At 59.3% G+C, this 11,640-nt stretch carries 10 protein-coding genes; 4 read left to right on the top strand and 6 right to left on the bottom strand.

The window, feature by feature from the left end; genetic code table 11:
* Positions 1 to 28 precede the first annotated feature (28 nt).
* From ACDZ94_RS25260 to ACDZ94_RS25250, 3 genes are read right to left on the bottom strand one after another with little or no spacing between them, the layout of a single operon-like run.
* Positions 29 to 976: a dihydrodipicolinate synthase family protein gene (locus ACDZ94_RS25260; RefSeq protein WP_221294863.1), complete on the bottom strand. Its 948-nt coding sequence runs from the start codon at positions 974 to 976 to the stop codon at positions 29 to 31.
* A 32-nt stretch (positions 977 to 1,008) separates the two neighbouring features.
* The gene (locus ACDZ94_RS25255; protein WP_432751802.1) at positions 1,009 to 1,935 is read right to left on the bottom strand and encodes a 4-hydroxyproline epimerase; all 927 of its coding nucleotides are present in this window, start codon (positions 1,933 to 1,935) and stop codon (positions 1,009 to 1,011) included.
* Positions 1,936 to 1,947: 12 nt separating this feature from the next.
* On the bottom strand, positions 1,948 to 3,573 hold the full coding sequence (locus tag ACDZ94_RS25250; RefSeq protein ID WP_221294861.1) for an APC family permease: 1,626 nt from the start codon (positions 3,571 to 3,573) through the stop codon (positions 1,948 to 1,950).
* Positions 3,574 to 3,759: 186 nt separating this feature from the next.
* On the opposite strand from ACDZ94_RS25250, the gene ACDZ94_RS25245 reads away from it, so the two are divergent.
* Both ACDZ94_RS25245 and treS read left to right on the top strand, forming a co-directional pair.
* The gene (locus ACDZ94_RS25245) at positions 3,760 to 4,518 is read left to right on the top strand and encodes a helix-turn-helix domain-containing protein (RefSeq protein ID WP_432751801.1); all 759 of its coding nucleotides are present in this window, start codon (positions 3,760 to 3,762) and stop codon (positions 4,516 to 4,518) included.
* Between the two features lie 86 nt (positions 4,519 to 4,604).
* Positions 4,605 to 6,671 carry a maltose alpha-D-glucosyltransferase gene (gene treS, locus ACDZ94_RS25240; protein WP_432751800.1) on the top strand — a complete coding sequence of 689 codons (2,067 nt, stop codon included), beginning with the start codon at positions 4,605 to 4,607 and terminating at the stop codon, positions 6,669 to 6,671.
* Between the two features lie 90 nt (positions 6,672 to 6,761).
* On the opposite strand, the gene ACDZ94_RS25235 is transcribed toward treS, so the two are convergent.
* Complete coding sequence (locus tag ACDZ94_RS25235; RefSeq protein WP_432751799.1) at positions 6,762 to 7,373, bottom strand: cysteine hydrolase family protein; 612 nt, start codon at positions 7,371 to 7,373, stop codon at positions 6,762 to 6,764.
* Between the two features lie 171 nt (positions 7,374 to 7,544).
* Between ACDZ94_RS25235 and ACDZ94_RS25230 the strand changes: the two genes are divergently transcribed.
* Entirely contained in the window at positions 7,545 to 8,402 is an 858-nt protein-coding gene (locus ACDZ94_RS25230; RefSeq protein WP_432751798.1) for an alpha/beta hydrolase, read from the top strand.
* A gap of 588 nt (positions 8,403 to 8,990) precedes the next feature.
* Here the strand turns inward: ACDZ94_RS25230 and ACDZ94_RS25225 are convergent.
* Both ACDZ94_RS25225 and ACDZ94_RS25220 read right to left on the bottom strand, forming a co-directional pair.
* Complete coding sequence (locus tag ACDZ94_RS25225; protein ID WP_221294857.1) at positions 8,991 to 9,176, bottom strand: hypothetical protein; 186 nt, start codon at positions 9,174 to 9,176, stop codon at positions 8,991 to 8,993.
* 230 nt (positions 9,177 to 9,406) lie between these two features.
* Positions 9,407 to 10,339 carry a cation diffusion facilitator family transporter gene (locus ACDZ94_RS25220; RefSeq protein ID WP_407016831.1) on the bottom strand — a complete coding sequence of 311 codons (933 nt, stop codon included), beginning with the start codon at positions 10,337 to 10,339 and terminating at the stop codon, positions 9,407 to 9,409.
* Positions 10,340 to 11,301: 962 nt separating this feature from the next.
* Here ACDZ94_RS25220 and ACDZ94_RS25215 point away from each other — a divergent pair.
* Positions 11,302 to 11,610, top strand: coding sequence for a hypothetical protein (locus tag ACDZ94_RS25215; RefSeq protein ID WP_407016829.1), 309 nt, complete (start codon positions 11,302 to 11,304; stop codon positions 11,608 to 11,610).
* Positions 11,611 to 11,640: the final 30 nt, after the last annotated feature.

Raw genomic sequence — 11,640 nt, 5'->3', positions numbered from 1 at the left:
CTGTGAGCGCCACAGCGGCGCTAAGCGATCAGTCGATGTTCTGTTCAGCCGACCAGTTGCTGTACCACTGGCGGAACAGCGCGTACTGGTTCTCGGCGTAGTGCCGCTGGGCATCGCTGAGCGTGTCGGTTTGGTTGAAGTGCAGGGCGTAGCCCTGGTCACCGTTGAGCACCATCAAGTGCTTGTAATACAGCACCAGATCGCAGCCTTCATCGAAGGACGACAGCACGGCCAGCGCGGCTTCCAGTTCACGGGCCAGGCGTCGGGCCTTGGCGTCGCCTTTGGCCGCCAGCTTGCTCAGGGCAACCAATTGCAGCACTTCCCGTGGCAAGGCGTTGCCGATGCCGGTGATAGCGCCGGTGGCGTTGCAGTTGACGAAACCGTGCACCACTTGGGTGTCGACGCCGACCATCAGGGTCACGTTATCGTCCTGGGAGGTGATGTTTTCCGCCGCGTAGCGCAGGTCGGCAGCGCCGCCGAATTCCTTGAAGCCAATCAGGTTCGGGTGTTCGCGGCGCAGTTCGAAGAACAGTTCGGCGCGGGTGGCGAAGCCGTAGTACGGGCTGTTGTAGATCACCGCCGGCAGGTTGGGCGCGGCCTTGAGGATGGCCGAGAAGTGCGCTTTTTGCGCCGTTGCAGACGCACCACGGGACAGCACACGCGGGATCACCATCAAGCCATGGGCACCGACGTTGGCCGCATGGGCTGCGTGTGCCACCGCCTCACGGCTGTTCACCGCGCCGGTGCCGACGATGGTCGGCACACCGGCGGCAACCAGGCGGGCCACACCTTCCTGGCGCTCGGCTTCGGTCAATAGCGGCCAATCACCCATGGAACCGCAATACACCACGGCGCTCATGCCGATATCAACCAGCTCGCGGCCCTTGGCAACCAGAGCGTCGAAGTCCGGCTTGCGCTCGGCGGTGCACGGGGTCATCAGCGCGGGGATGCAACCGGTGAAGATGTTGTCGCTCATGGTTCTAACTCCTTGGACTATAGATCGGGGGCTCAGATGCCCCAGGCGAAAGGGTCTTGCTCGTCGATCAGCAGGGTGCTGTCGGCGGTCATGTACGCGCGGCCGGTGATGAAAGGGCGAATGCGCTCGCCATCCCATTCATAACGGGCTTCGAATTGGCTGCCGGTGATGCTGGCTTGTAACCACGGCGCGCCGGGGGCGAGTTTTCCATCGGCGGCCAGGCACGCGAGTTTGGCGCTGGTGCCGGTGCCGCATGGCGAGCGGTCGTAGGCCTTGCCGGGGCACATCACAAAGTTGCGGCTGTCGGCATGGGCGTCGTCGGCGAACAGCTCGATATGGTCGATCAGCGCGCCCTCTGCCCCGTGAATGCCTTGAGTCTCCAGGGCCTTGAGCATCGCCCAGGTGTAGTCGGTGAGGGCGTCGACATTGTCCATTTGCAGCGTTTGGCCATGCTCCGACACCAGGAAAAACCAGTTGCCGCCCCAGGCGATATCGCCACAGATCGTCCCATGGCCAGGCACGTCTACCGGCACCTGCTGGCGATAGCGGTAGGCGGGCACATTGCGCAGGGTCACGGCGCCGTCTTCGTGCAAGGTGGCTGCAACGGGGCCGACCGGCGTGTCGATGGTGTGCACGCCAGGCTCGATGCGCCCCAGGTGGTGCAAGGAGGCGACCAGGCCGAGGGTGCCGTGGCCGCACATGCCGAGGTAGCCGGCGTTATTGAAAAAGATCACCCCGCACGTAGCCCCCGGCGTGACCGGCTCGCAGTACAGCGCGCCGACCAGTACGTCATTGCCGCGCGGTTCCAGCAGGCAGGCGCGCCGCCATTGATCGTGCTCGGTGCGCAGGTTGTCGAGCTGGGCGGCGATGGTGCTGCCCGTGAGCTCAGGAAAACCGGTCATGACCAGGCGCGTGGGTTCGCCGCCGGTGTGGGAGTCGATAACGTGCAGCCGTTTCATAAGACGCTCCATTCAGTTTGTGGCCGGGGACAGGGAGGCGTTGTGGTGAGGCTCGCTGACGGTCTCGCTTTCGTCGTCTTCATGTTCCAGGCGCACGAGGTGCGCAGGCACGCCGGTTGCGGCGCCCCAGTAATAAATACCCAAGGCGCAGACCGCGACCACCAGCGTGTCAAACGGGTGGCTGATCACCCCGATACCGCCGAAACTGCCGAGCTTGGACAGCAGGATGGTCACCGCGTAGAAGCCGATCAGCCAAGCCGACGAGCGCACTTGTTGTTTGAGGTTCAGGTGCGCAGTCGGCACCCAGCGCGCGCACAGCAGGTACACCCCAAACATGAGGATTTGCAGGCCAAGCAGCCATGACACAGTGCTCCAGCCCGACCAGTAGACGATCAGTGCCGCGATGATGAACGACAGCGGACCCAGCACCGCCATGCCCTTGACCCGGAACGGCCGCGCCATGCCCGGAGCATTGCGGCGCAACGCAGCCACGGTGACCGGGGCGACGGCGTAACTGAGGATCAGCGCTGCGGACACCACATTAATCAGTGCTTCCCAGGACGGGAACGGCAGGGTCCAGAACACCGACAGGCCAAAGGTCAGCCACAACGCCGGGCGCGGGATGCCGGATTTTTCATCGATACGCGTGAAGAGCTTGAAGAACGTACCGGTCTGCGCCCAGCCGTACACCACACGCGGGGTGGCGTTCATGTAGATATTGCCGCAGCCGCTGGGGGAGATCACCGCATCGGCCACCACCAGATAGGCCAGCCAACCCACGCCCAAGGCCAGGGCGATATCGCGATACGGCAGCGCCAGTTCCTTGCTGATGCCAGCCCAGCCGTCGGCGAGCATCTCGGTGGGCACGCCCCCAAGGAACGCGGTTTGCAGCAGCACATAAATGGCCGTCGACAGCAGCACCGACAGAATCAGCGCGATCGGAATGGTGCGTTGCGGGTTCTTCACTTCACTGGCCACCGAGATGATCGGCGTCAGGCCCAGGTAAGCAAAAATCACCCCGCCGGCCGACACCGCCATTTCAATGCCCGACAAGCCGAACGGCGCAAAACCCTGTACCTGAAAGTTCGCCGGTTTGAAGAAGGTGAACAGCACGCCGATCACCAGCAACGGCACGATGAACTTGAACACGCTCACCAGGTTATTGGCGATGGCGAAGGTCTTTACGCTGCGGTAGTTGAGGATAAAAAACAGGCACAGCAGGGCGAACTGCACCAGCCAGCCGAGGGTGGTCGGGTCGCTGGAGCCGACCTTGGTCAGCTCGGGAAACCAGGCCGCGGCGTATTGGCGCGAGGCGACCACTTCAATCGCCACCAGGCTTGAGAACGCGATCAGCGTGATAAAACCCATCAGGTAGCCCAGCAGCGGGCCATGGGAGTACACCGGGTAACGCACTACGCCACCGGCACGGGGCAGGGCGGCGCCGAGTTCGCAATACACAATGCCCAGCAGCAGCACGGCGAAACCGCCGATCAACCAGGAAATAATCCCGGCAGGCCCGGCGATCGCGGACACGTGGCTGGCCGCGAACAACCAGCCCGAACCAAAGATGGCGCCCAGCCCGATAAAGGTGAGGTCCATCAGTGAAAGTTGTTTCTTGAACTTGCCTTGAGCAGACATGGCGGCGCCTTCTTGTGAGTTATTGGATAGGCATGCAGTGGCGCTATCGTGAACCCATGAATGTGGCGGCGATTGATGTTTTGCACGGTGATGGATGACGAATTCAGCACAATTTACCGTGCTCGACAGTGCCTCGCAGATGGCGCAATCTGCCTGGCGTCGACGAATAAATGAGCAATCAAAGCCATGGTGCAGAGCGCGTTTGCGGCCCTTTTCCAGGGGGATCGCCCCCACAGCATCGAACAGCTATTGGCCGGAGCGGTGCAGCTATTGCCCCTGCTGGACGTGATCCCCAATGCCGCGATTTTCATCAAGGACATCGACGCCCGCTACCTGCTCGCCAACCGTACCCTGGTGCAACGCTGTGGCCTCAAACAGCTGCAACCGCTGCTCGGCAAGACCAGCGCCGAGGTGTTCCCCGCACAACTGGGGCCGGGTTACACCGAGCAGGACCGGCGCGTGCTGGAGCAGGGGTTCGTGCTTGAAGATCAGCTTGAACTGCATCTCTACGGCAGCCGTGAACCGGGCTGGTGCCTGACCCATAAATGGCCGCTGTATAACCATGTCGGGCAGATCATCGGCTTGGCCGGTATCTCGGTTGACCTCCAGTCCGCCAGTGAAACGCACCCGGCGTACCAGCGTCTGGCCGCTGTGGATGAGCACATCCGCCAGCATTTCAACCGGCGCGTCACCCTTGGCGAACTGACGCGAATCGCCGGGATTTCCGTGGCGCAGCTGGAACGCTATTGCAAACGCGTGTTCCACCTGACGCCACGGCAGATGATCCAAAAAGTGCGTCTGGAGCATGCGCATCGGTTACTGCACACCGACATGCCCATCACCGACGTGGCGTTGCACTGCGGGTACACCGACCACAGTGCATTCACCCGCCAGTTCAAGGCGTTGACCGGGTTTACGCCACGGCAATATCGCCAGCTGGAGTAGTTGCGCGCATTGCGATGCAACGAATCGCCCCCGTCGCCCCTCCTATGCTTACGAGTAACCTTTTCACGAACACAGGTATTGGGCTTATGACGGCGGCTGACAACGATCATGTGAACTGGCTGGTGCAACAATCGATGCTCAACGCGGCGCGCCAACGGGCCAAGCTCTATTCGGGCCAGGGGCGGTTGTGGCAGCAGCCGTATGCGCATACCCGGCCCCGTGATGCCACCGCCTTGTCGTCGGTGTGGTTTACCGCGTACCCGGCGTCGATTGTGACCCGTGAGCATGGCACGGTGCTTGAGGCGCTCGGGGATGAAAGCCTGTGGCATGCGTTGTCGAAGATCGGCATCCAGGGCATTCACAATGGCCCGCTGAAAAAGTCCGGCGGGCTTTCCGGCACACGGCATACCCCGACCATCGACGGTAATTTCGACCGCATCAGTTTTGACATCGACCCGCGACTGGGCACCGAGGCACAGTTGCAGGCGCTGACGCGCATGGCCGCCGCGCACAATGCGGTGATCATTGACGACGTGATTCCGTCCCATACCGGCAAGGGCGCCGATTTTCGCCTGGCCGAGATGGCGTATGAGGACTATCCCGGCCTGTACCACATGGTGGAAATCCGCGAAGAGGACTGGCCGCTGCTACCCGAAGTAGCCGAGGGCCGTGATGCGCAGAACCTCAGCCCGCTGCAGGTGGATGCGCTGCGCGACAAGCATTACATCGTCGGCCAGTTGCAGCGGGTGATCTTCTTCGAGCCCGGCGTAAAGGAAACCGACTGGAGCGCAACACCAGTGGTTATGGGCGTGGATGGCAAGCCGCGCCGCTGGGTTTACCTGCATTACTTCAAGGAAGGCCAACCGTCGCTTAACTGGCTGGACCCGTCGTTTGCGGCGCAGCAGATGATCATCGGCGACGCCCTGCATGCGATTGATGTGATGGGCGCCAAGATCCTGCGCCTCGACGCCAACGGATTTCTCGGCGTGGAGCGCAAGTTGGATGGCACCGCCTGGTCGGAGAGCCATCCGCTGTCTATCACCGGCAACCAGTTATTGGGCGGGGCGATCCGTAAGGCGGGCGGGTTCAGTTTTCAAGAGCTGAACCTCACCGTGGACGATATCGCGGCCATGTCCCACGGCGGCGCCGATCTTTCCTATGACTTCATCACCCGGCCGGCTTATCAGCATGCGTTGCTGATGGGCGACACCGAGTTCCTGCGCCTGATGTTGCGTGAGATGCACAGCCAGGGGATCGACCCCGGTTCGCTCATCCATGCCTTGCAGAATCATGATGAGTTGACCCTGGAACTGGTGCACTTCTGGACCTTGCACGCCCACGACAGCTACCTCTATCAAGGCCAGACCTTCCCCGGCAACATCCTGCGCGAGCATATTCGCGAGCAGATGTATGAGCGCCTCGCCGGCGACCATGCGCCGTATAACCTCAAGTTCGTGACCAACGGTGTGTCTTGCACCACCGCGAGCATTATCACCGCCGCCCTTGGCATTCGTGACCTGGAGGCGATTACACCGGCCGATGTCCAGCAAATCCGGCAGATCCATTTGTTGTTGGTGCTGTACAACGCCATGCAGCCCGGGGTGTTCGCCTTGTCCGGCTGGGATTTGGTGGGGGCGTTGCCGTTGGCGGCCGATGAGGTTGCGCACTTGACGGGCGATGGGGACACCCGCTGGATCCATCGAGGTGCCTATGACCTGGTGGACTTGAACCCGGATGCCGAGCTGTCCGCAGGGCAAATGCCGCGCTCTAAAACCTTGTATGGCAGCCTCAACAGCCAATTGCAGGACCCGGAGTCATTTGCCTCACAGTTGCAGAAGATCCTCGCGGTGCGCAATGCCTACGGTATCGCCGCCAGCCGCCAGATTCTGGTGCCGGATGTCGAGCATCCTGGGTTGCTGATCATGGTTCACGAGCTGCCGGCAGGGAAGGGCACGCAAATCACTGCGCTTAACTTCGGCGCCACACCGATCACTGAAACCCTGCATTTGCCCGACATCGCGCCGGGGCCCGTGGTGGACATCATCAATGAGCGGGTTGAAGGCGATCTCACCGCCGAGGGGGATTTCACCATCACGCTGGATGCCTACGAAGGCCTGGCGCTGCGGGTGGTCAGCCATTCACCGATGCTTTAGGGGCCGAAGGCGCTTATTGACTCGTCGATGAACGCCCCAACGCCCGATGCGCTGCATCGGGCGTTGGGGCGCAACAGGTGTAAACCTATTTCAGGACTGCGCAGCGTTCAACGCTTGCAGAAACTGGGTGTGTTTTAGCGTCTGCGAAAACATCGGTAGAGTGAAGTTCTCGGCGGCATGTTGTTGCTCCTGACTGAAGGTCGCGGTGCAGTCGGTCAACGTGACGACGTCGTAGCCCTTTTCATAACCTGATCGAACCGTGCCTTCGACACAGCAGTTAGTCAGAAAGCCCGCGACAACCAGGTTCTGGATGCCATTGTTACGCAATACCAGGTCCAGGCCGGTGGTGGCAAAAGCGTCCAGCCCGCGTTTGCCCTCTACCACGATATCGGCAGGTTCACGCTTCAGCGCGTCGCTGATCTCGGCGCCCCAGCTGCCCGCGCGAAAGGCGCTGCCGTCTGCCACGCCTTTGAGAATCCCGTAGGAGCGGTTCGTCAGCTCGGGGTAGCCCTCGGCAAATTGGATCGGCATGTGAATGATCTTCACGCCCAGCTTGCGTGCCTGTTGGAGGGTGGTCGCGGTGTTCGCCAGCATGTCGGTTTGGTGCATGACGTCTTTGACGGCGTCGTGAAAGACTCCGCCTGGGGTGGTGAAATCGTTCTGGAACTCAATTAAAACCAGCGCGGTCTTGGTCGGGTTCATCGTGATTCTCCGATAGGTGGGTGTTTGCACGGCTGTGCGATGGCACAACAGTTATAGGCTTTTAATGCTGGAGAAGGGGCGTTTACGAACAGCTTCCGTCACGAGATCGCAATTGGGTGATGGCAAAGTGGCGGCAACGCTACTCGGCTGTACCCTTTCCAGGATTGAATCATGCTTCGATACATGGGTGTTTTGTTGGGACTGTGTGTGCTGTTGCCCCGTTTGACGCTGGCTGAGCCCGCAGGTTTTGCAACACAGGACATTATCTTCACCAGTGCGGGTATTTCACTGGCCGGCACAGCCTTCTTGCCCGAGCACCCTAAGGCTGGCGTCGTGCTGGTGCACGGTTCTGGCAAGGAAAAACGCATGACAAACTTCGCGACGCTGTTGGCCGGGCGGGGGATCGCAGTGTTGACCTATGACAAGCGCGGTGTCGGGCAATCCGGTGGCGTTTATGCAGGCCCGGAGGTCGGCACCAACAACCTTGATGCGTCCAACCTGACGGTGTTGGCGGGTGATGCGAACGCATCGGTCGCGGCCTTATCCAACACGCTGGCGGACAGTCGGTTACCGATTGGGCTGGTCGGCTTCAGCCAGGCTGGCTGGATCATTCCCATCGCAGCAGAACACAACCCCGGCGTGCGTTTCATGGTGTTGTTCAGCGGGCCCCTGCTCACGACACGTGAGCAACTTCGGTTTCAGTTCCTGACGCAGGGCAAGGCGGACTTCTGGAATAACCACAGCGAAACCGACGTACGCAAACATATCGCTGAAGACCCTGACCGCTACCCATTTGCCGACACTGACCCCCGCGACTCGCTTGCCAGGGTTTCGATTCCGGGGCTCTGGTTATTGGGGGGCAGGGACCTGCAAACCCCGGCGTTCCTGGCGATGGAACGGTTGGACGCAATGAGTGCCAAGGGCCAGGTATTTGCATACCGGCTCTATCCCGAGCTGGGGCACAACGTCACGCCCGGTGGCGTCGGTCAATCGGTTGAGGACGCGCTTCAATGGATCATCTTGCGCTAGTGCATCTGGACCGTATGTTGAACGTCACGCGACGTCGGTCTTCATCAGACCCATGCAGCGCGCTTTGTTTGACAGGCGTGGCCCGGTAGCGGTTTGCCGAGCCAACTCAAGCAGAATTCATCGACTTCCACCCATGATTTGCCAGGCGATTGTTGGCATCGAATGAGCCCTGAGCAGACGCCGTTTTGATCAATTCTGACAAAGGAGCGGAATTTCGGGCTAGTGAAGAAAAGTAACCTAAGGCACAGCATGATGTTCCCCTGATTGAGTGCAATTTAGGTATAGCTTTATTTCAGGTTAAGGCCAGTAAGCTCAGGGTTTTATGCTGGGTATTTCGCTTCGGTTGTCTTACGTTCGCGGGTTCTGCCGGGCGCCGCTTGGATGGCGTTAGCCAGCTAGCATACGGGACGAAGACGGTCATTCACGGTCCTGAAAATGACAGGCTTTCTCAGCGTGAGCAGGCGAGAGCTGGTTTCAGTGCACCGGCTGCGGCGCTGCGTGGCGATACGTTCTCTATTGCGGCAGGCCCTGATGCAAATTCTTCAAAGGCACAGGGGGATTAGTCCCCGCGCCCATTTCTGCTGACAGTCAGGCCGTCGTGTTGACGAGCGTACCTATTGATCCCGAGGTTGCTTTGGGTTGTTCGACTTCACCTGGGGTGCTGCCGTCATGATCGCCGTCGCTGTCTGCTTGCACGGCGGGGCGAACTTGGGGCTTGATGGCTGCCGGTTGAGGTTGTGTGATGTGGGTTGAACCCGTGATGGCCGATGTCATGTTGATCCCCTTAAGAAGTTGCAGTGTGAGTGAATACTATCGGCGGGTTTTTTTAATGTTTAGGTCTTTTGGTCGACGAACGTATGAATAAAAATAATTGAGATCGTTTCCCAGACTTAAGTTTGATTTGGCAACTTAGCGCTTATTAATGATGTGTGAAAACGTTGTGATAAATGTGTGAAGGCTTACGCGCCGCTACTGTCGATTTATGCGGCAATCGCGTTGCCCGGTTAATGATCAAGATCTGGACGGCGCCAGGGGTCCACGTGCGTCATCAGGTTCAAAACACGCGGTATGCGCATCACATTTTCCCTGGCGCGCACTGCAATCGCATGGCCTTCTTCAACGCTAATCGAGGCGTCCACTTCGATATGGGCGTCGACAATGATCATGTCACCCATTTTTCGAGTGCGTAGATCATGGACACCTTTAATGCCTGGTGTGTTGTGGAGCGTCTCGCGAATAGTTGCGACTTCCTGCTCATCGGCAGACCGGTCCATCAGGTCGTGCAATGAGTCCCAGGTAAAGTGCCCACCCATCTTGGCGATCATGCCTCCGACAACAAGCGCAGCAATGGGATCAAGAATCGGGTAACCCGCCAGGTTACCCACGATGCCTACGCCGACAACCAAGGAGGACGCAGCGTCGGACCTGGCATGCCAGGCATTGGCAACCAGCAAACTGGATTTCACTTTTTTGGCGACCCTCAGCATGAAGCGAAACAACAGCTCCTTGGCCATCAGGGCAGCGATAGCCACCCATAGGGCCGCAATGTGCACCGTAGGAATCGACTCAGGGGTTTGCAGCTTGAACACTGCGGATACGATCATGCCGATGCCCACGATCAACAATAATAGGCCCAACACCATGGACGCGGCGTTCTCGAAACGCAGGTGCCCATACGGGTGGCCGTCGTCGGCATCCTCTTTGCCTTTATGGCTGGCGAACAGCACCACAAAATCAGCGATCAAGTCGGAGAGTGAATGAATCCCATCAGCTACAAGCCCCTGGGATTTTGACAGTACGCCTACTGCAATCTGGGTGAGCGAGAGCACGGTATTGACGATGACGCTGACCCAGGTGCACCGGGAGGCGGCCGCTGCACGCTCGAGCTGACTATAAACTTCGTCTTCAGGTTCGTCAGAGAACTGTTCATGGATCATGTGTTGTTTCTCTAGTTGAAATGGAGACTCGTCTCGCCGTGCGAAAACACCGCTTGCACGGTAGTAGTTAGACTTTATTGGGGGGGCGAGGGTAAGGTTTATAGCGCTATTAAAGCAAGCCGCTGGAAGCGTTAAATAGAGCTATCTAAGCTCGATATAGTACGGCTGCGGTTACAGATGTTAATGCTAATGTTTCGCGTAATTAAGACGCCGGCCCAGCTGCAGGTCGAAAACTGCCCAACTGTTGTAGAGCGCGCATGAGCGAGCGCCGCTTTATGGGACTTTATAATGTAGGTGCGGTGAGTTTTATATCGAACTTGAATCGTGTGCTGCCCGCCATAACCGATCCCGGTGATTGCTCGCCGGTGGCACGCCGATAACGGTGCTTGCCGCGACAGCGGCTGCCGTTGACGTGCGGATTTACAGTTCAATAACAGTTCAATAAGTGCAGAGCTGAACCGTTTCGCTCAGAATCGGCTACCCGCCCGGCCATGACGCACGAACGATCACCCGGCGTCAGGCCGTCGGGCGGGCAGTGTTTGCTTGTTCGGGTGCAGCGAAGGCTGAGCTCGGGCTACTCAGTCAGTTCGCTCAAAGGGTCAGGTGTTGAAAGTGTTTAAGGGATACAGCACGGCGTTGTTGACGTTGCTCATGTCGACCACGGTTGCCGCCGATGAATTGCCGGAGGGCCCGTTACTCCAGCGATTTGGTGCGGCCATCAATGAGCTGCCTAAACCGGCAGCGCCTCCCGAGGCGAAGCCTGTACCCCGTGAATTACCTAGCGAGGGGCTGGAGGCGCTCAACCACCCTGGTACGCCCGTCAGGCGCGAGTTCGAAAAAACCGGAAACCCCACTATCGACAACATGCGGGCTCGCGATCAGGATGCGTGCCGCAGGGTTCGAGGCGCGGCCATTTGGCTGGGCAACGCGCAGGCTCTTGGGTGTGAATAGGAGGCTTAACGATGGAGCAGCAATTTACTGAAAGTGAGTCTATTTATCTGTCGGATAAGTTGGCGTCCTATGTCGACGAGTTGGTTGAGCAGACGATGGACTTGATTGCCGGTGTAGAGGCGAGCGCAAACAGTGAATTTGCTTCCCAAGGACTGGTTTTTGTTGAGCATTCGCCCGCCAATGCGGACTTTCTGACGGTTGCCCTGATGGAAGCGTTATTCCATAAACTGCATCAGGGAGACCCGGCGGCGGCGGAATTGATGTTGACCATGATGGCCAAACAGACGGGCATTGGCTTGCACGTAGACGCCTGCGGTTAATGGTCTAAGACCGATCAGACCTGCCAGGCG

The sequence above is a fragment of the Pseudomonas sp. UBT genome (assembly GCF_050915955.1).
Lineage (GTDB): Bacteria > Pseudomonadota > Gammaproteobacteria > Pseudomonadales > Pseudomonadaceae > Aquipseudomonas > Aquipseudomonas antarctica_A.
Note: the sequence above shows the minus strand (reverse complement) of the source record. Positions and strands in the feature narration are given on the sequence as shown.